The organism is Stenotrophomonas sp. 14P6.2.3 (assembly GCF_057799055.1).
The window spans coordinates 1-19,493 of record NZ_JBYOLA010000040.1 but is presented as its reverse complement, the minus strand read 5'-3'; the positions used below and the strand labels follow the sequence as shown (position 1 = coordinate 19,493).

General features: G+C 65.0%; 13 protein-coding genes and 2 pseudogenes. 12 read left to right on the top strand and 3 right to left on the bottom strand.

Translation table 11 applies throughout. The features are described from left to right. Positions 1-351 (top strand): annotated as a pseudogene (locus AC27VL_RS18930) (hypothetical protein); the annotation flags it as partial. A gap of 276 nt (positions 352-627) precedes the next feature. Here the strand turns inward: AC27VL_RS18930 and AC27VL_RS18925 are convergent. Beyond that, positions 628-1,401 carry an AraC family transcriptional regulator gene (locus AC27VL_RS18925; protein ID WP_488767853.1) on the bottom strand — a complete coding sequence of 258 codons (774 nt, stop codon included), beginning with the start codon at positions 1,399-1,401 and terminating at the stop codon, positions 628-630. 93 nt (positions 1,402-1,494) lie between these two features. Here AC27VL_RS18925 and AC27VL_RS18920 point away from each other — a divergent pair, with 93 nt between their 5' ends. The 9 genes and pseudogenes from AC27VL_RS18920 (at position 1,495) to AC27VL_RS18880 (ending at position 14,004) form a co-directional block, all read left to right on the top strand. Continuing rightward, the gene (locus AC27VL_RS18920; RefSeq protein ID WP_488767851.1) at positions 1,495-2,262 is read left to right on the top strand and encodes an alpha/beta fold hydrolase; all 768 of its coding nucleotides are present in this window, start codon (positions 1,495-1,497) and stop codon (positions 2,260-2,262) included. 109 nt (positions 2,263-2,371) lie between these two features. After that, on the top strand, positions 2,372-2,737 hold the full coding sequence (locus AC27VL_RS18915) for a NirD/YgiW/YdeI family stress tolerance protein (RefSeq protein WP_089236660.1): 366 nt from the start codon (positions 2,372-2,374) through the stop codon (positions 2,735-2,737). A gap of 292 nt (positions 2,738-3,029) precedes the next feature. Further along, positions 3,030-3,536 (top strand): CS1 type fimbrial major subunit, encoded by a 507-nt coding sequence (locus AC27VL_RS18910; RefSeq protein WP_099820820.1) that lies wholly within the window; start codon positions 3,030-3,032, stop codon positions 3,534-3,536. Between the two features lie 55 nt (positions 3,537-3,591). Beyond that, complete coding sequence (locus AC27VL_RS18905; RefSeq protein WP_488767849.1) at positions 3,592-6,324, top strand: TcfC E-set like domain-containing protein; 2,733 nt, start codon at positions 3,592-3,594, stop codon at positions 6,322-6,324. After that, a complete protein-coding gene (locus tag AC27VL_RS18900) occupies positions 6,321-7,454 on the top strand; it encodes a CblD like pilus biogenesis initiator family protein (protein ID WP_488767847.1) in 1,134 nt (377 codons plus the stop codon). Before AC27VL_RS18905 ends, AC27VL_RS18900 begins: the two co-directional genes overlap by 4 nt. Before the next feature lie 17 nt (positions 7,455-7,471). Continuing rightward, positions 7,472-8,179, top strand: a complete 708-nt coding sequence (locus AC27VL_RS18895; RefSeq protein ID WP_488767845.1) for a pilus assembly protein — start codon at positions 7,472-7,474, stop codon at positions 8,177-8,179. Between the two features lie 62 nt (positions 8,180-8,241). Continuing rightward, positions 8,242-8,376: pseudogene (locus AC27VL_RS18890) on the top strand (ESPR domain-containing protein); the annotation flags it as partial. 114 nt (positions 8,377-8,490) lie between these two features. Then, positions 8,491-13,197, top strand: a complete 4,707-nt coding sequence (locus tag AC27VL_RS18885) for a YadA-like family protein (RefSeq protein WP_488767855.1) — start codon at positions 8,491-8,493, stop codon at positions 13,195-13,197. Positions 13,198-13,266: 69 nt separating this feature from the next. Further along, positions 13,267-14,004 (top strand): hypothetical protein, encoded by a 738-nt coding sequence (locus AC27VL_RS18880; RefSeq protein ID WP_488767843.1) that lies wholly within the window; start codon positions 13,267-13,269, stop codon positions 14,002-14,004. Between the two features lie 76 nt (positions 14,005-14,080). On the opposite strand, the gene AC27VL_RS18875 is transcribed toward AC27VL_RS18880, so the two are convergent. Beyond that, positions 14,081-14,725 (bottom strand): hypothetical protein, encoded by a 645-nt coding sequence (locus AC27VL_RS18875; protein WP_089236654.1) that lies wholly within the window; start codon positions 14,723-14,725, stop codon positions 14,081-14,083. A 356-nt stretch (positions 14,726-15,081) separates the two neighbouring features. Beyond that, positions 15,082-17,508, bottom strand: a complete 2,427-nt coding sequence (locus tag AC27VL_RS18870) for a penicillin-binding protein 1A (RefSeq protein WP_100553443.1) — start codon at positions 17,506-17,508, stop codon at positions 15,082-15,084. Positions 17,509-17,725: 217 nt separating this feature from the next. Here AC27VL_RS18870 and AC27VL_RS18865 point away from each other — a divergent pair, with 217 nt between their 5' ends. Beyond that, a complete protein-coding gene (locus AC27VL_RS18865; RefSeq protein WP_032951624.1) occupies positions 17,726-18,784 on the top strand; it encodes a pilus assembly protein PilM in 1,059 nt (352 codons plus the stop codon). Then, positions 18,784-19,493: PilN domain-containing protein (locus tag AC27VL_RS18860; RefSeq protein ID WP_488767840.1), on the top strand; the 710-nt coding region annotated here is incomplete at its 3' end. The genes AC27VL_RS18865 and AC27VL_RS18860, both read left to right, overlap by 1 nt.

The following is a 19,493-nucleotide window of genomic DNA, read 5'->3' as shown; positions in this document are numbered from 1 at the left end:
CCGGGAAATGGCCCGATGGGTGACCGCCGCGAAGTCCGTGCCGAAGTGAACCGCATCATCGTCAACAGTCTGCAGGGAGATGGCTTGGACCCGGCCGATACCCAGTACCTGTCGCAGCTGATCGCGCGCGAGACGGGCATGAGCCAGGCCGAAGCGCAGGCCCGTGTGACCGACGTGCAGACCCGCATGCGTGCTGCACTGGAAAAGGCCAAGACCACCGCCAAGCAGGCTGCCGACGATGCCCGCAAGGCAACGGCCTATGCCGCGTTGTGGCTGTTCATCACCCTGCTGATCGGCGCGTTCTTCGCCAGCCTCAGCGCCACCTGGGGCGGCCGTCGCCGCGACCTGTAATCCGCATCTGATGCAAGGAGACCTGCCATGAAGACACTTCTGCTCTGGTTTTTGGGCGTACCGATTCCACTGCTGATCCTGTACGCGATCTTCTTCTGAGAACGTGTCGTTGAGTGAGACCCATCAGGCCGCCGCGAGGCGGCCTGATGTCATCCGGTTGTGCGTGAGCATGTGTAGCGTCGAGCCATGCTCGACCCATGCGCGCAGCGCGAACAGCAGTCGAGCATGGCTCGACTCTACAAAAGCAAATCACGGCAGCCAGACGCAGGCCCGGTACTACGCCTCCGCGTAACGGCTCGGTGAACATCCCAGCACACGCCGGAAGGCCGCAGAAAACGCACTGGGGCTTGCATAGCCCAGGTCCAGCGCCACACGCGTCACCGCTTGGCCCTGTCCCAGCCGCTCGATGGCCACCAGCAGGCACACCTGTTGCCGCCACTCGGCAAAACCTACCCCGGTATCGGCGCGGAACAGGCGCGTGAACGTGCGCCGGCTCATGCCTGCCTCGGCCGCAACGTCATCGAGGCGGGTTGCCAGCGAGGGAGTATCGAACAGGGCACGACAGACACGTGCAAGGCGTGCATCGGCAGGCAGCGGTGCATGCAGGGAAAGTGTCGGCATCGATGCGATTTCCGCCACCAGCAACTGCATCAGTTTGCCTGCTCGCCCGTCCTCGTCGTACAGCGGGGGCAGGTCCACCGCCGCCTCCAGCAGCTGCTGCAACAGCGCAGAGACCGCGTACACCCGGCAGTGCTCGGGCAGCGCCACTGCGTCGGCCGCCTCGGCGGAGAGAAAGGCGTTGAGCATCGTCACCGGCCCCCGCATGGTCATCTCATGCGCCAGGCCTGCAGGCACCCAGCAGGCGCGCCGTGGCGGAACCAGCCAGCGCCCCTGCGGCGTGGCCACACTGATGGTGCCGCGCGCAGCGAACGCGAACTGCCCACGCCGATGGGCATGACGGGGAAACGTGGACTCGGCTGCGTAGTCGTTCGAGGTGACCACGACATCGCGTGGCAGGTCTTCGTAGGGGTCAAGCAGCGAGTTGCGCATGGCCCGGATTCTATAGCGATTGACCCGTCATCGACGGTGCGACTGACGTGCGATGCCTAGCATCGGGGATTCCCCCAACTGCACTGGAATCCCATGGCCAATACCTTTCATCGCGTGGGGCACGGATCGCACCCTGTCCTGGCCCTGCACGGCTGGTTCGGCGACGCGCATGCGTTCGAGCCGATCGAGCCATGGTTGTCGCGCGACGACTTCAGCTACCTCTTCATGGACTGCCGGGGCTACGGCGGCATGCGTGATGCGCCTGGCGCGTACACCATCGACGAGATCGCCTCCGACGCGCTGGACCTGATGACGTCCCTCGGCCAAGAACGCTTCAGCGTGGCAGGTCATTCGATGGGCGGCATGGCCATTGAACGCATGGCGGTGCTTGCGCCGGAACGGATACGTGGCATGGTGGCCATTGCGCCGGTGCCTTGCGGCGGCATTGCCTACGACGCCGCGACGCGAGGCCTGCTTGAAGCGGCAGCCGGGGACGTAAGCATCCGCCGGACCATCATCGATCGCAGTACTGGCGGACGGCTGCCGGCGCAATGGCTCGACTGGAAGGCCGCGTATTCGGTGGCACATGCTTCACCTGCAGCATTTGCTGCCTATCTTCCAGCGTGGGCGGATACCGATTTCAGTAATGAGATCGTCGGCAATCATCGGTTGAAGGTGCTGGTGGGTGGGCACGATCCCACCTTCAACCGTGCACTGATGGAGCGCACGTATCTGCGCCGCTACCGGCAGGCCACGATGGAGGTCCTGCAGGATGCCGGGCATTACCCGATGAACGAGACGCCGCTGGCGCTGGTGGCGGCCATGGAATCGTTCCTGAAAGAGGCGTCGGGTCCGGGATGAATGGTTTCTGACACGTGATGTCGTTTTCAGATCTTTTCGGATTTATTGCATGGGCATCACATTCGAGGCGATAGAACCTGAAGGCACTTATCCCTGCATGGAGAACACCATGAACCGACGACTCACTCTTGCGCTCCTCGCCACTTCCTTGAGCCTGTTCAGCGCTGGGGCCTTTGCCCAGTACACCGGCCCGGGCGCCACCAGTGCCGTCACCACGGTGGCCGAGGCGCGCGACCAGCGTGACGACCAGCCGGTGGTGCTGCAGGGCACGCTGGTGGCCAAGATCGGCCACGAGCGCTACCGGTTCAAGGACGCCACCGGCGAGATCGATGTGGAAATCGACGACAAGGATCTGCCCAGCCACCAGGCCGTCAGCGCGACCACCGTGGTGGAGCTGCACGGTGAAGTGGATACGCACCGCTTCAAGCCCACCGACATCGACGTGGATCATGTGCGGATCGTCAGCACGCGTTGAGGCGACGGCACTGCACACAGGCGACGAGCATGGCTCGACTCGGCAAAGTGCATTCCGCGCAATGAGGGTTGTTGCAAAGACCGTATGAGGAAATTTGCATAACCCTCAAACATTGAAAGCCTTCAAAGAATCTTCTTAACGTTCAGTTATTTAGGAAAGCTTGAATGGCCGGCGCAGGGTAGGCATACCTACCATTCTCTCGTCGGCCGCACCCACCTCTGCGGACGGCGCTTCCCTCCCTTTCTCCTTGGGGAGGGGAGCTTTCATATCCCCCTGTCCGAGAGAGACACACATGCACGCCATTCTGAAGAAGGCCACGCTCGCTGCAGCGTTGGCCACCGTTTCGCTGTCCGCCCATGCCTTCGACGCCGACATCAAGGTCTGGGCCAGCGTCGACCCGACCCTGGCCATGCTGAAGGCCGACGGCACCGCGCTGGATTCGGTGGTGAACCTGGTCCACAACCCGGTCAACGGCCTGGTGCCGTGGTCGCAGCAGGTGCGTATCTACTCCAACGATATCGACCAGGACATCGAAGTGCGCGTCGGCAGCGCGCCGCAGCTGCTGCACACCTCGGGCGCTGGCGCCCCGGTGCCGCTGACCGTCAGCCTCAACGGCAAGGCATTGACCGTGGCCGCGCAGGACTTCCTTGCCTCCGACCTGTTCGATGGCGCGCTGCCGGGCGCATCGATTCCGATGCCGCTGCGTATCGCGCAGACCAACCAGGCGCCGATCACTGCCGGTGGCCAGTACGAAGGCATCGTCACCATCGCCATGCAGCAGAAGACCACCAGCCCGTAAGGCGCCCGCGCCGGCCCGCTCCCCGGGCCGGCCGCTTCCGGTAACCCCCCCCCCCATGAAAGCCCCCGCACCCGCCGTCACCCGGCTGGCGGTCGCGCTCGCCCTGTCGTTGGCCACGCCCCTGGTCGCAGCGCGCGGCGTTCCCGTCGGTTTCGAGGATCTGGTTGAAGGCCAGACCGAACAACTCGAGGTACGCCTGTTCGGTCGTTCGACCGGGCTGGTGCCGGTACGCGTGACCCTGGAACACGTGCAGCTGGAAGCCCCGGCCGAGGCGCTGCAGGCATTGCAGTTGCCCGCCGAGGCACAGGCGGCGTTGTTGCCAGCGCTGTCGCAACCACTGCCGCGCAACAGTCACCTGGCCTGCCGCTACGGTGGCGCCAGCGCCGGTTGCGGTTACATCGATCCCCCCGAGGAGCCCACCGCCGTGCGCGCGCTGTATGACGAAGGCGAGGGCGCCGTGCGCCTGTTCGTCGCCCGCCAATGGATTCCCGGCGAACCGGCCGCCGAGCGCTACCACCAGGTCAGCGCCAATGCCGAAAACGCCTTCCTGCACCAGCACACGCTCAATGTCAGTGGCGGCCGCGGCTACCAGTCGCTGGCCGCGCAGGGCATGGGTGCGCTGGGCGTGTTCCAGCGCGGGCACCTGTCCGCCGACTGGACCTTCAGCCAGCAGCACTACCGCGGTGGCCGTGCCCGCCGTGATTTCCAGCTGGACAACACCTACTACCGTCATGACCTGGGCCAACAGCACTACCTGCAGGCCGGGCGCATGGACCGCCGCAACCTGAGCAGCCCGCAGGGCGGCACCTTCAGCTTCAGCATGCTGCCGATGGACCGCTTTCAGGGCCTGCGCCTGGGTACCACGCAGGCCTACGTGGATTCCGCCGCTGCCGTGCAGGCCACGCCGCTCACCGTGTTGCTGGCGCGCGATGCACGCGTGGATGCGTTCGATGGTGAGCGCCTGCTGCAGACCTTCTACCTGCAGGCCGGCATCAACCAGCTCGATACGCGCCGGTTCCCGCTGGGCAACTACACCATCACCCTGCGCATCTACGAAGACGGCGTACTGGTGCGCAGCGAAGACGCGCCGTTCGACAAGGGTGGCGACTGGACCGACAGCAGCGTGCAGTGGTTCCTGCAGGGCGGGCGCCGCAACGAACGCCGCAGTGACCATTTCGATGATGAGCTGGCGGCGATGGGCGGCGTGCGCGTGCCGGTGTCGCGCAACGTGGCGATGACGGCCGGCCTCGCAGACCTGGGTGGCTTCAGTTATGGCGAACTGCGGCTGGACCTGCGCCATGTCTTCGCCACCCAGGAGATCCGCGCCACCTTCAGCGGCATGCACGGCAGCGATGGCAGCCGTGGCCAGCAGCATCAGCTGTCCTACCGCCGCCGTGCCTCGTGGAATGTGTACCACCAGCGCATGCGCGGCCGTGCCTGCCAGTTCGAGGACGATGCGCGCGACCGGCTCGGTTGTGCTGATTCGCTCAGCGCCTCGATGGCGCTGCCGGTGGCTGGCGGCAATGCCTATCTGGCCTATACCCGCCGCCAGACCTGGCGCGCAGGCACCGTCCAGCCGGGGCTGGGGGATGACCCACTGGCCGGGCTCGACCCGCTGTTGCCGCCGTGGATTCCGCAGCCCACGCGCGTGCCGCAGCTCAGCCGCACCTGGCAGGCCAGCTACAGCCGCAGCCAGCGCTGGGGCGAGTTCAGTGTCTCCAGCCGCATCGGCGTATGGCAGCAGACCAGCGGCGGCGGCCTGCGCGACGGGCGTGACCGCGGCATCTATTTCAACTTCAGCCTCAACCGCCTGCAGCGCGGTGATCGCGGTAGCTCACAGCGCCGCTACGGCCTGGATGTGCGCCAGCCGCAGCACGCGCGGCCCGACGTCAACTACAGCGCCGGCCAGACCCTGCGCCAGGAATACGAAGACCAGTACCGCGAAGTGTCCGGCGAACTGCGCGGCAACAACAACGAACGCTACAGCGCCACGCTCAGCGGGCAGCTGCAGAACCGCATCGGCCAGACCGGTGCCACGGTATCGCGCTACCAGCACCAGGGTGGCAACGAGGTGGCGTACAGCGCCACCCACAGTTCTGGGCTGGCCATCGGCACACGCGGCCTGTACTGGGGCACGGGCATCGGCGCTGATGCCGGCTTGGCGGTACAGGTGGACGGTACTGACGACCTGGACCTGACCGGCGTGGCCGCCGAGCTGCAGGTAGGTGGCCTGCGCCGGCAGCGCCTGAAGCTGGGCGAACGCCGCCTGCTGCCGGTGTCCGCCTACCAATCGCACCGCGCCGAAGTGCAGGACGCCAGCGCACTGGACAGCATCGCAGCGGTGCGTGTGAGCGGCGTGGGCGGTGTGGGCGGTGCGCACCCGCTGTTCCTCTCGCCCGGGCGGCTGGTGCGCATGCCGGTGCCGATTGAAGTGACCTACACCTTCATCGGCAACGCCCACGACATCGCCGGTGCACCGCTGCGCGGCGCCCGCATTCTCAACGCGCCGGTGCCCGGCACCGGCAGCAATGGAGGCTTCGTGGCCGACTTCCCACGACGCGAGAAGACGCTGTACCTGTTGCAGGAAGACCGGCTGCTGCACTGTCCGCTGCAGGTGCGCGAGCGCCGCAGCGTGGTGATGCTGGTGGGCGCCGTGCAGTGCGAACCGCTGGCCGTGGCCCAGCTACCCGCCGACATCCGCCACCAGGCGCGGGTGACGCGACTGCTGCAGGAGCAGGCGTTGATCGCCGCCACGCCACAGACCGCGGCCGCGGGAGGTGCGCAGTGAGCCGTCGGGTGTGGTGGGTGATGGCGGTGCTGTGTGCACTGATGGTGTTGGCGCCGCGGGCGATGGCGCAGCGGCCGCCGGAGACGCATCCGACGAGTGAGCATCGCGACGTCGTGATGAGCTGGGATCGCTCTGCGATGCCTGGGGATATCGAGCTGTGGGCGCCGAGGACGATTATCGGCTACAGCAGGGATCAAAATCTGCAGTACGGTCGAATCCATCTGACATGCGAATCGAACTCGACCACGAGTACAGGCTTGTGCCCGACTAGTGGACTAGAGAGCCTCGAAAGCGGGCCAGCGCCCATTCTGACGCGGATGGTGGAGGAGCGCAGCGGTTTGACTGCAGACCTTCGCGTCATGGCGGCTCTAAGTCGAGCGATTGGCGAACGTGCATGTGGTCCAGAGTTCTGGCTTGGCTGGAAGCGGCCGATCTGGACCTCGCGCCAAGAGGAGTGTGGCGGCGAGAAAGCAATAGGGACCTCTGTTGAACTGCTTCTTCCGGAGAGCGAACTGAATCAGCTTGTCGCTGGTCGTTGGCACGGGAAGCTGATCTTGAACTTGAGGACTGATCCAGCAGGCTCCGTTCTTGCTGTGAACACTTTCAGTCTTGTGTTCACCATCACCGACTACAACGCGGTCTCCATCTACTTCCCGCTCTTCGACCAGGTCACCCCGCATGTCGGCTTGAATCTGCAGTACGACCCGATCGCACAGACCGTCGGCGGCCGAACCCAGCTCGACATGTGCCTGTACGACGGACTGGGTTCGCAGAGCCAGTACCTGGGCGTCACCGTGCGCGACAGCGGGCCACGTCCTCCGGGCCCTTCCGGCTATTCGGTCTGGCATAACGACGGCGGCAGCGACGCCACGCAGCGTGTGGACTACACCGTCACCCTCGATCACAACGGCAGCGCCTTGCCACTGCGCAACGGCGTGGAGCAGCTGCTGCACGGCATCGATACCGCAAAGCTGCGCCTGGTGCTGCTGCCCGGGATGACGCAACCCGTGTTCTGCGTGCCCACGCCTTTGACGCTGGACACCCCACGCGTGCCGGTCAGCAGCAAACGCCCCGGCTACTACGACGGCGATCTCAAGGTGGAAATGCGCGTTCCCACTGTCACGCCCTGATTCCCATGGAGACCCCGATGAAGCCTCTCATTCGCTGTCTGATTTCCTTGTCGCTGCTGATGGCGATGCCTGCCCACGCCAACCTCACCGTGCACCCCATGCGCACGTCGGTGGACGTGAAGAAGGGCGCGCAGATCCGCATCTATTCGCAGTCCACCCAGCCGCAGTACGTGCAGGCCTCGATCAAGCGCATCGTCAATCCGGCCGGTGCAGAAGAACACGAGGTCGAGGTCGAGCCCGGCGAAGCCGCCATCGCCATCACGCCTGGCAAGTTCGCGCTGGCCGGTGGTGGCAATCGCCTGATCCGGGTCATTCCGCTGCAGCCGGTCGAGAAGGAAACCGCCTACCGCGTGTACTTCGAAGGCGTGCGTGGCCCTGACGCCATTGAGCACGCAGGCGAGGCTGAGCGCGCGCAGGCCAATGTCGGCGTCAGCCTGGTCTGGGGCGCGCTGGTCAATGTGCTGCCTGCGCAGCCGGCCATGGCGGTGCAGGTGGAAGGCAATCGCCTGCGCAACACCGGCACGGTGCGCGTGGGCATCACCAGCATCGCCGACTGCGATGGCGCGCGCTGCACCGCGCACGACGTGTCGCGAAGCCTGTATCCAGGCAGTGCGTTGGAGCTGCCTTTCCCAGTGCAGCCGGGACACACGCTGCAGCTGCGCTACCGGCTGACCCGCGATGGCTATCGCGAGCATGTACAGACCCTGGCGCCCAGCGCCGGTTGATTCCCCAGCCCCACCGGCGGCGCTGGTGGGGTTCTTTCTGACATCCCTGTTAAGGAGATCCAATGAATCGCATATACCGTCGTCTGTGGAATCGAGTTCGGCAGTGCTGGATGGTTGCCAGTGAGCTTGCCGTCGCAAGAGGTAAGGAAGGAGGCGCCACGGTCGGTCGAGTGGTGTGTCTTTCCGCAGTGATGGCGTCTTCCTCTGCAGCGGCGGCGAACGATGTGCATCGGTCCTTGGAGTGGTGGGAGCAACAGACGTTGACTGCGTTGATGAGCTCGCCGTCGGCGAGAGATTCAGGGCAAGCCATCATGGCCTCATCCACGCCACTAAAGGTGGGTTGGAACGCCATTCTCAGAGGCGACCATACGACAGCACTGGGTGGTCTCTCGGTGGCATATGCCGACAAGGCGACCGCGGTCGGTACTTTTGCCCAGGCCCACGGCGTTGGATCTACGGCCTTGGGGCAGGGCTCGTTTGCCAATGGTGATGGTGCCGTCGCCATCGGCAGGGAGGCCAAGACAGATACGGGTGGTGGGACATCCGCCATTGCAATCGGTGAGTTGGCCAAAGCGGGAACACCCGGGTACACCGGGGCGATCGCGATGGGTGGGTACGCCCTGGCCGGTTACGACGGCGTAGCGCTGGGATTCGCCGCGTACGCGAATGCCGCAGGCGCGCTGGCAATGGGGACACGCGCCCAGGCAGCATCTATTGATGCATTTGCATTTGGCAGGGAATCAAAAGCGACAGGAAACGGCGCTACGTCAATCGGTGGCTATTCGACTGCATCCGGTACGGGGACAACTGCGATTGGCCTTAACTCGTCTGCAAAGGGCGAGTATGGAATCGCGTTTGGTTATGAATCCAAAGCCAACAGCACACATGCCACGGCGATGGGTAGCCGTTCCAGTACAACAGGGATTGGCGCAACCGCGTACGGCAACTCGTCATATGTGAGCGGACGCAATGGTATTGCCGTGGGCAGTGGCTCCCGTGTTGACAGCGGAAGCTCGGAGGGTGCCATCGCCATCGGTGCCGATTCCCGTTCCGGGGCCAACGGCTACAACGGTGGCATCGCGTTGGGAGGCAAGGCGAACGCCAGCCACGATAGTGTAGCCATCGGCTACGAAGCTGCTACGCGAGCAAACAATGCGGTTGCGCTGGGGCGCGGCTCGATTGCGACCGAGGCCAATACGGTCTCAGTAGGAACCAGTGGCGCCAAAAGGCGCGTTGTGAATGTGGAGGACGCGCGCCTTTCGACCACCAGCACCGATGCGGTTACCGGCAAGCAGCTCAATTCCACCAACACCAACGTGACCAGAGCCCAGACCGCTGCCGATGCAGCGAAGACAACAGCCGCAGCAGCACAGTCCACGGCCAATACGGCCGACACGAATGCCAGTACGGCGCTGGCGAAGGCCAATGCGGTCAGCGGCTTGGTCAGCCAGGTATCGGTGAGCGGCAATGTACGCCTGGGCGGTGAGAACACCGGCACCGTTCTGGATGTTCGTAACAAGTCCAACGCTGTTCGCAGCGTCACCGGCTTGAAGGATGGGGCGCTTTCTACATCCAGCACTGAAGCCGTGACGGGCAAGCAACTCAATGCAACCAACACCAATGTGACCAGTGCCAGAACTGCAGCCGATGCAGCAAAGACGACGGCCACGGCAGCGCAGTCCACGGCCACGACGGCCAATACCAATGCCAACACTGCATTGGCCAAGGCCAATACGGTCAGTGGCCTGGTCAGCCAGGTGTCGGCCAGTGGCAACGTACGCTTGGGCGGCGAGAACACCGGCACGGTGCTGGATGCCCGCAACAAGTCCAATGCGGTGCGCAGCATCACCGGCCTGAAGGATGGGGCGCTGAGCACGTCAAGCACGGAGGCCGTCACCGGCAAGCAGTTGAATGCCACCAACAGCAACGTTGCCGCAGTGAAGTCCACGGCGGACGCAGCGCATGCGCGCGTGGCGGTACTGGATGGCCTGGTGGGGCAGGTATCGGCAAGTGGAAACGTGCGCCTGGGCGCAGACAACACCGGCACCGTCATCGACGTGGCCAACAAGGCCGGCGCCAAGCGCAAGCTGCAGAATCTGGCCAATGGCGTGCTCAGTACGTCCAGCACGGATGCAGTGACCGGGCAGCAGCTCAATGCCACCAATAGCGAAGTGGCCAGTGTGCGCACGGCGGCAACCGCGGCGAAGACGGCGGCCGACGCTGCCCGTGGCATCGCCGATGGCGCTGTGCAGAAGGCTGATGCGCTGTCTGGACTAGTGGGCCAGGTGTCTGCCAGTGGCAATGTCCGGCTGGGTGCAGAGAACACCGGCACGATTGTGGATGTCGCAAACAAGAGCGGTGGCAAGCGACGCATCTACAACATCGCCAACGGCACGCTGAGTGCGGGCAGTACCGACGCGGTGACCGGGCAGCAGCTGTTTGCGACCAATGCCACGGTGGAGACGCAGCGACAGGCTTTGGCTGGGCATGCGCAGCAGCTGACGGATCAGGACGGGCGTATCGCTGACAACCGGGTCGACTTGGATACGCTGCGTGCGGACTTCGATAACTTCGATCCGGATCTGGATGGCGTGGTCAAGTTCAGTGCTGATCGTCGCCTGGTGGACATGGAAGGTGCGCGCGTATCGGGTGTGACGGCGGGTGATATCAGTTCTGCGGCTAGTACGGATGCTGTGAATGGCGGGCAGTTGTTTGCGACTAACGATCGGGTAGAGAAGATCGAAAAATCAAATGGCTACCTGAGAGTTGGAGTGGATGGTGAGAGCAATTACGCGCAGGCGGGATTGATGGGTGTGGCGATTGGAGATTCGGCAGAGGCAGCCATTGACTCTGATGGGGCTACCGCAGTTGGTTCATTCGCGCGCGCTCGTGGGCAGGGCTCTGTGGCTCTTGGCAGGGGGGCGCTTGTCGACGCCGCAGCAAAGAGTGGATTTGCACTTGGGACGGGTTCTAATGTCTACGCATCGGGAGGGGCAGCACTGGGTTCCTTCAGTCAAATTGAATCAGGAGCGGAAAACTCAGTTGCGCTAGGCACCGGTTCCGTCGCCGAGGACGCAAACGTTGTGTCCGTTGGGAACTCTCGGCTTATGCGGCGGATCGTCAATGTGGGGCGAGGAGTGAACTCCAGTGATGCAACTACTGTTGGGCAACTGAGCGATGCCTTGGCTGCTCTTGGCGGGGACGCAGGTCTGGATCGAAATGGCGATGTCGTTTCTCCGACCTACAACCTCCAGGGGGGAATACAGAAGAGCGTTGAAGACGCCTTAGTTGCGCTGGATGGTGCGGTGGTAAGGGCTGACAGTCGCGTAGATGGCCTCGAAGGCCAGCTGCGTGCGACGTTCCAACAGTCGCCCTCGATCCGGGCGGATGGAGTTGGCCAGCTGAACTTGGCAGGTGCGCAGGGCATGGTTCTGTCGAATCTGGCCGATGGGCGTATTGCTGAAGGTAGTCGCGATGCAGTGACTGGTAGCCAGTTGTTTGAGACGAAGCAAGATATCGCGCGCAACCGTATCCATCTGGAGGAACTGAATTCGCGTGGTTTCATGGAGGCGTCAGATCCTGATGGCGTGGTCGACTTTGGGGGCTCTCGTCTAACTGGAGCCGCCAAAGGACGCATTGATGGCGACAGCAGCGATCTTGTCAATGGAGGTCAGCTGCATGAGACGAATCTTCGTCTCTCGAAAGTTGAAGCTGATTCGGCCTGGCTTGCGGTGGGCACTGACGACCAATCACGCGGGGCAGTTGCTGGAGCGCTAGGTGTGGCTCTTGGTGGTGATGCAGTTGCTGGTGGAACCGGAGCGACAGCTCTAGGGACCTACGCCACGGCGGAGGCGACCAACTCCATTGCGCTGGGCCGGGGGGCTTGGGTTTCAGAGAGTGGCTTCTATGGATTCGCCGTGGGGAGTGGATCCCGTGTCAACGCGAGATTCGGTGTTGCTATTGGTGCAGCTAGCCAAGTCCTCGGCGGCGCTGACGGCAGTGTTGCATTGGGGGCTGAGTCTGTCGCGGATCAGGTGGGCACAGTTTCTGTTGGCAATGACTTGTTGAAACGCCGGATTGCGAACGTAGCCAACGGCCGCAACACCAACGACGCAGCCACCATCGGCCAGCTCCGCGGCGCCCTATCCACACTCGGCGGAAACATCGACGCCAACGGCAACGTCACCACCCCCGGCTTCACCGTCCAGGGCCAGCACCAGAGCACCGTCAACGACGCACTCACCACGCTGGACTCCGCCGTAGTCACCACCGGCTCCCGCATGGACCGCGTCGAAACCCAGCTCCGCTCGGTCTTCCAGGAAACCCCCTCCACCCGTAGCGACGGCACCGCCCAGCTCACCCTGGCGGGCGCCAACGGCATGGTCATCTCCAACGTGGCCAACGGCCTGATCGCCGCCGGCAGCCGCGAGGCGGTCAACGGCGGCCAGCTGCATTCGATGCAGCAGCAGCTCAACGTCCGCATGGACGGGCTGGAGCAGCGCGTCGATGGCCAGCCGCAGTCGCGTGCGTTGGCTACGGCTTCGGCCGCGCCCACCGGACAGGTCACGCCAACGCCGGAAGCCAGCGATTCGCCGCAGGTGGCCTCGGCAGGCGACGGCACGTCGCCTACGCCGCAGCCGAAATCGAAGAAGGACGACACGCCGTCGCCCACACCGCAGGTGGACACCGCCGAGCTGGAGAAGATGGTGGCCCGCGCCAACGAGTACACCGATGGCGCCATCAGCACCTTCGAGCGTCGCCTGGACAAGATGGACAAGCGCTTCAACCGCATGGCCGCGATGAGCAGTGCGCAGACGGCCATGGCCATGAACACCGCTGGCCTGGCCACCTACAACCGCCTCGGCGCGGGCGTGGGCTACGCCGAGGGCGAATCGGCCATGGCGGTGGGTTACCAGCGCGTACTCAACGACAAGGGCTCAGCCACCTTCAGCCTCAATGGCGCGTTCACCAACAGCGGTGAACGCAGCATGGGCGTGGGTGTGGGCATCGGCTGGTAAGCCATGGCGCCCCGGTGTGGTGCGCGTAACGAGCCCCGCCGCGCCGGGGCCATTGCAGAGGAAATTGCGATGTACAGCTTCATGAGCCGCTTCATGACCTACCGGCGCTACTACGTCTGGCGCGCCCGCATCCGCTACGTCACCCACGACATGGATACGTGGACGCTGGCGTGCCTGGTGTTGATGATCTGCATGGGGTTGATGGTGTGGGGGTTCTGGCGCGTGGTGAACGTGCCGCAGCCGCGCATCCATCCGGAAGCCGCCGCCGTGCGGGTGGAAGTGCTGACCGACGAAGCGATCCATCGCATCGTGCTGGTACGCCACGGCGGCACGACGCCGGGTCATCCTTTCTACAGTGCCGCGGAGATCCGCGGCAGCACCCAGCGCACGCTGCGGGTGCGGCAGACGCTGCAGGACCCGGTGGCGATGAAGTTGCAGGCGGACATGTATGCGGACATCGCCGATTACATCAACGCTACCGGTGCCTGCATGCCTTTTCCCTGCCGCCGCGTGAGTTTCCGCATCGAACAGCTGCAGCGGTCGGGGCACGAGAGCGCCGTACGCAACAAGGCCTTGGCCGAGATCCTGCAGGTGCCGTGGTACCTGGTACCGAGTCTTGATGGCGAACGCATGCGGGTGCGCAGTGGTTGGGCGGATGATTTCCAGGACGTGTACTCGCACGCCTGGCACCTGCATGACCTGCAGAAGATGCATGCACGCATGATGGCCGAGTATCCGTACCGTGCTGCGGTGCCGTGGCTGGCACGATTGGCAACCCCGTCCGAAGAAAAGCTGATCTTCCCGTAGCGCCGAGCCATGCTCGGCTGCTCTCCGCGCAGATCGCGGCAGCCCCAAGCCGAGCATGGGCTCGGCTCTACGCCGGTCAACCGCCGATGTAGGCGGTGATCTCCGTCTCGGCCAACAACTGCCGCAACTGCGTGGCCGACGCCCGCCGCATGGGTTTCTCATCCACCGGCGACAGCGGTGCCTGGCGCAGGGCGTCGTAGGGCAGTACCGCCAGGTCGAAGGTCAGTTCTTCGGCACTGAACACCCACACCGGCACATCCAGGTTGCGCTCGCGGTCCAGCCGCAGGCGCCGCGTACGCGATTCGGCGGGGATGCGGTGCTCGTCCAGGAAGCGATGCACGGCCTCCGGGTCGTCGCTGTGCAGGTGCAGCTGCACGGGGCTGTTGGCATCGGCGGTGCCGTCCAGCACGGGGCCGGCCAGGCGCGGCGAGAAGCCGTGCAGGAACTCCAGCGCGCGCAACGCGGACTCGCGCCGCCGCTGCAGTTCGTTGCCGTGTTGTGGGCCGGAGAACAGCCGCTGGTACTCGCGCAGGGCCTGTTCGATCTCGACGTTGCGGGGCAGCGAGGCATCGTCGTGGATGCCGAGGCGGCTGGCGGCCTTGAGTTTGGCCTGGTGGAAGTCGCGGATTCCGCCTTCGGCCATCAGCCGGGCGGCTTCGTGGGCGAGGCGATGACGCCGTTCGCGGGTCTGGCTGGCAGCATGCTGGTGGGCGCGGTGCATGCGATGACTCCCTGTTGCGACCTGGCCACAGACTAACGCAGGCATGTGACATCTGCGTGGGTATTTAACGGAGGTGCCGCTGCGCTCGCCGGGCATGGCCCGGCGCTACCCGGGCAAAACTGCGGCCTGCGGATGCAACCGCGGTTGGCAGCGACCAAGGTAGCGCCGGGCCATGCCCGGCGAATGTATCGGCGCCAACCAAGGTTGGCATCTACCGGGGTAGCGCCGGGCCGCACCCGGCGGATGCATCGGCGCCAACCAACGGTTGGCACCCACCGGGCGGTGGTAGCGCCGGGCCATGCCCGGCGAATGTATCGGCGCCAACCAATGGTTGGCACCCACCAAGCCTGGCCTTATTAGAAGATATCGAACGCGGCTGCGTCGGCCTGCGGGGTGCTCTGCAGGTTGAGGTCGTAGTCGGTCAGGCGGTCCATGTCTTCCACCTTCACCCACTCCACCGCGCCGTTGAGGGTGGCCTGGACCATGCCGCTCGGCGGTTCGTTCTGCGCGATCGGGGTGTCCTTCAGCGCGGTGCGCATGTAGTCGATCCAGATCGGCAGGGCCGCCTTGCCACCGTATTCGCGGTAGCCCAGCGAGCGGAAGTCGTCGCGGCCTACCCACACGGTGGTCACGTACGGGCCGCCGAAGCCGGAGAACCAGGCGTCACGGTGATCGTTGGTGGAGCCGGTCTTGCCGCCCACGTCCTCGCGGCCAAGCACCTTGGCCTGTGCGCCGGTGCCGCGCTGGACCACGTCGCGCATCATCGACACCAGCTGGTAGGCAGTACGTGCGTCGATCGCACGCGGTGCGGTACGCGCGTCCGGGTTGACCGGTGCGGCCGGCGTTTCGGACTTGGCTTCCGCCTTGGCGGCGGCGGTGGCGTCAACCTTGGGTGGCGGGGCACCGAAGTTGAAGCCGTCCACCACCTGGTTCACCGGCTGGTCGCTGCTGCCGGCGCAGTCGCGGCAGGCCATCGCCGGGTTTTCCTTGAACACCAGGTTGCCATCGCGGTCGAGCACCTGGTCGATCAGCCAGGTGTCCACGCGCGAGCCGCCGTTGGCGAACACGGCATAGCCGCGGGCCACCGACAGCGGCGTCAGCGAGGCGGTACCCAGCGACATCGACAGGTTCGGCGGCAGCTCGGATTCGGCAAAGCCGAACTGGCTGATGTACTTGCGCGCGTAGTCCACGCCCATGCCATCAAGCAGGCGCACCGAGACCAGGTTGCGCGACTGCACCAGCGCTTCACGCAGGCGCATCGGGCCACGGAAGCCGCCGCCGTCATTCTGCGGCGCCCAGGTCTTGCCGCGGCGGTCGCGGAACACGACCGGGGCGTCGAGCACGATCGAGGCCGGGTTGTAACCCTTGTCGAAGGCAGCCGCATAGACGAACGGCTTGAAGCTCGAACCCGGCTGGCGACGGGCCTGGGTGGCGCGGTTGAATTTGTTGCCGGAGAAGCTGAAGCCGCCGACCAGGGCCTTCAGTGCGCCGCTGTGGGCGTCCAGCGAGACCAGCGCGGACTGGCCGCGCGGGAGCTGGTCGAGCAGCCACTCGCCCTCCTTGGCACCGGCGCGCACGCGCACGATGTCGCCACGCTGCACCAGCTTGGCCGGGCTCTTGTTGGCCCACTTGGCGGCACCGGCCGGCAGCACGATCTCGCTGCGGTTGGCCAGCACCACGGTGGCGCTGCCGTCAGCGCCGGTACTGGCGACGATCGCCGGCAGCAGGCCGGACTGCGAGAACGTGCCGCGCAGGTGCTCGGCCAGTGCAGCGGCATCATCGCCGGCACCCAGCTGTACCTGCTTCTCCACGCCGTGCCAGCCGTGGCGGTGGTCGTACAGCAGCAGGCCGTCGCGCACCGACAGGTTGGCGGCGGTCTGCAGCGTCGCGTCGATGGTAGTGGTGACGTGGTAGCCCTTGTTGACCACGTCGCCGCCGAAGCGGGCGATCATTTCCTGGCGCACCAGCTCGGCCACGTAGGGCGCATCGACCTGCACCGGCGGTTCATGCGCAGTGGCGTGCATCGGCACGGCCTTGGCCGCGTCGGCTTCGGCCTGGCTGACGAACTTCAGGTCGGCCATGCGCTGCAGCACGTAGTTGTCACGGCGCTGGCGGGCGCGCTCCGGGTTGGAGATCGGGTTGCCCGAGGACGGGAACTTGGGGATGCCGGCCAGCGAGGCCATCTCGTCCAGGTCCAGCTCGCCCAGCTTCTTGCCGTAGTAGAACTCGGCGGCGGCGGCCACGCCGTAGGCGCGGTTGCCGAAGAAACTCTTGTTCAGGTACAGCTCGAAGATCTCGTCCTTGCTCAGCTCGGACTCGATCTTGCGCGCCAGCAGGATCTCGGCCAGCTTGCGGGTGTAGCTGTACTCGGAGCTGAGGAAGAACTGGCGGGCCACCTGCTGGGTGATGGTGGAGCCACCGGGCACGCGCTTGTCGTTGGTGGTGGCCAGCAGCCATACCGCGCGGCCGATGCCCTTGTAGTCCACGCCGCCGTGCTCGTAGAAGCGGGCATCCTCGGTGGCCAGGAACGCCTGCTTCAGCTTCTCCGGCACGTCCTTCATGGTGATGGGGGTACGCCGGGTCTCACCGAACACCGCCATCAGCTTGCCGTCGGCAGCGTAGACGTACATCGGCTCCTGCATTTCCACGTCGCGCAGGGTCTGCACGTCGGGAAGCTTGGAAGAAACGGCGTAGTACAGGCCGCCAACGGCGGCCGCTCCGACCAGCGCCAGGACCAGGACAACAAGAAAGATCCAGCGCAGCCAGCGGCGGAGACGGGTCATCGGTGTCAGATTCCGATTGCGAATTTCGTGGTCGCAGAGTATAGATTACGCAAGGTGGCGGCTGGGGCCGGCACTGGGGAGTGCAAGGGGACGCCAGGGGCTGCGTGTTCATCCTGTGAGGGATGTCACAGCAGGGCGGTTGCCATTTGCTAAGAATACGTTATTAATGCGCGGACGCAGCTCTTGCGTCCAAGTGCCCGTCGGCAGGGGAGAAACCGTGGGGCTCATCCCAAAAAGTCAGTCGCCGCTCATTGGCGTCGACATCAGTTCGACTGCGGTAAAGCTGTTGCAGCTTTCCCGCAGCGGCAACCGTTTCCGTGTGGAACATTACGCCGTGGAACCGCTGCCGCCGAACGCGGTGGTGGAGAAGAACATCGTCGAAGTGGAGGCCGTGGGAGAGGCCATCCGCCGGGCGATGAACCGTTCCGGCAGCAAGGCCAAGCTGGCCGCTGCGGCCGTGGCCGGTTCGGCGGTGATCACCAAGGTGATCCCGATGCCGGCCGACCTGGACGAGAACGACATGGAAGCCCAGATCGAGCTGGAAGCGGTCAACTACATTCCGTATCCGATCGAGGAAGTGAACCTGGACTTCGAGGTGATCGGGGCGATCCCGAACAACCCGGAAATGGTCCAGGTGCTGCTGGCTGCCTCGCGTTCGGAAAACGTTGAACTGCGCCAGTCCGCACTGGAACTGGGTGGCCTGCAGGCCAAGGTGATGGACGTGGAGGCCTTCGCGGTCGAGAACGCCTTCGCCCTGGTGGCCAGCGAGCTGCCGGTTTCGGCCGAGGGCGTGGTTGCGCTGGTCGATATCGGCGCCACCATGACCACCCTCAACGTACTGCGCGGTGGCCGCAGCCTGTACAGCCGCGAACAGGTGTTCGGTGGCAAGCAGCTGACCGACGAGATCATGCGCCGCTATGGCCTGAGCTACGAGGAAGCCGGTCTGGCCAAGCGCCAGGGCGGGCTGCCGGAAAGCTACGAGATGGAAGTGCTGGAGCCGTTCAAGGAAGCCACGGTCCAGCAGATCAGCCGTCTGCTGCAGTTCTTCTATGCCGGCAGCGAATTCAACCGGGTTGACCACATCGTGCTGGCTGGCGGCTGTGCTGCCCTTGCAGGCCTGCCGGAGATGGTCGAGGAACAGCTGGGCGTGCCGACCGTCGTCGCCAACCCGCTGGCACAGATGACCCTGGGGCCGAAGGTGCAGGCGCACGCGCTGGCCCAGGACGCCCCCGCGCTGATGATCGCGACCGGTCTGGCGCTGAGGAGCTTTGACTGATGGCACGCATCAATCTATTGCCCTGGCGCGCCGAACGGCGCAAGCAACGCCAGCGCGAGTTCGGCATCATGCTGGGCATGGCCGCCCTTGGTGGCCTGCTGCTGTCGCTGTTGATCTGGTTCTACTACGACATGCAGGTCAGCGGGCAGAGCGATCGCAACGCCTACCTGCAGACCGAGATCGACAAGGTCAAGGAGCAGAACAAGGAAATCGACCGCCTTGACGAGCAGAAGAATCGATTGCTGGCCCGAAAGGCCGTGATCGAGCAGCTGCAGGCCAAGCGCTCGCAGATGGTCCACCTGTTCGATGCGCTGGTCCGCACCATCCCCGATGGCGTAGTGCTCACCGCTCTGCAGCAGGAAGGCGACGTGCTGACGCTGGAAGGCCGCACCCAGTCCAACGCCCGTGTCTCGGCCTACATGCGCAACCTGGAAGTCTCTGGCTGGATGACCAATCCGGAGCTGGCGATCATCGAGGCGCGTGAGCCGGACAAGGACAAGGAAGGGCGCGCGACCGGCCCGGTGGCTGACATCAAGGCGTTGCCGTACGTGTTCAAGGTCAAGGTCAAGCTGCCCGCGCAGAGCGAGGAAGCAGCGGCCACTCCAGGCCTGAACCCTGATGGCAGCGTGGCCGGCACCGCGCCGGTGGCACCGACCGTCGCACCGCTCAGCGCAGGGCCCGACGCGGCAGCGCCGGCTGCTGCCGCACC

Coding starts and splice junctions, on each gene's coding strand:
- AC27VL_RS18880 (WP_488767843.1), top strand. CDS start 13,267: ATGTACAGCTTCATGAGCCGCTTCATGACCTACCGGCGCTACTACGTC.
- AC27VL_RS18920 (WP_488767851.1), top strand. CDS start 1,495: ATGGCCAATACCTTTCATCGCGTGGGGCACGGATCGCACCCTGTCCTG.
- AC27VL_RS18915 (WP_089236660.1), top strand. CDS start 2,372: ATGAACCGACGACTCACTCTTGCGCTCCTCGCCACTTCCTTGAGCCTG.
- AC27VL_RS18895 (WP_488767845.1), top strand. CDS start 7,472: ATGAAGCCTCTCATTCGCTGTCTGATTTCCTTGTCGCTGCTGATGGCG.
- AC27VL_RS18875 (WP_089236654.1), bottom strand. CDS start 14,725: ATGCACCGCGCCCACCAGCATGCTGCCAGCCAGACCCGCGAACGGCGT.
- AC27VL_RS18885 (WP_488767855.1), top strand. CDS start 8,491: ATGGCCTCATCCACGCCACTAAAGGTGGGTTGGAACGCCATTCTCAGA.
- AC27VL_RS18910 (WP_099820820.1), top strand. CDS start 3,030: ATGCACGCCATTCTGAAGAAGGCCACGCTCGCTGCAGCGTTGGCCACC.
- AC27VL_RS18870 (WP_100553443.1), bottom strand. CDS start 17,508: ATGACCCGTCTCCGCCGCTGGCTGCGCTGGATCTTTCTTGTTGTCCTG.
- AC27VL_RS18905 (WP_488767849.1), top strand. CDS start 3,592: ATGAAAGCCCCCGCACCCGCCGTCACCCGGCTGGCGGTCGCGCTCGCC.
- AC27VL_RS18925 (WP_488767853.1), bottom strand. CDS start 1,401: ATGCGCAACTCGCTGCTTGACCCCTACGAAGACCTGCCACGCGATGTC.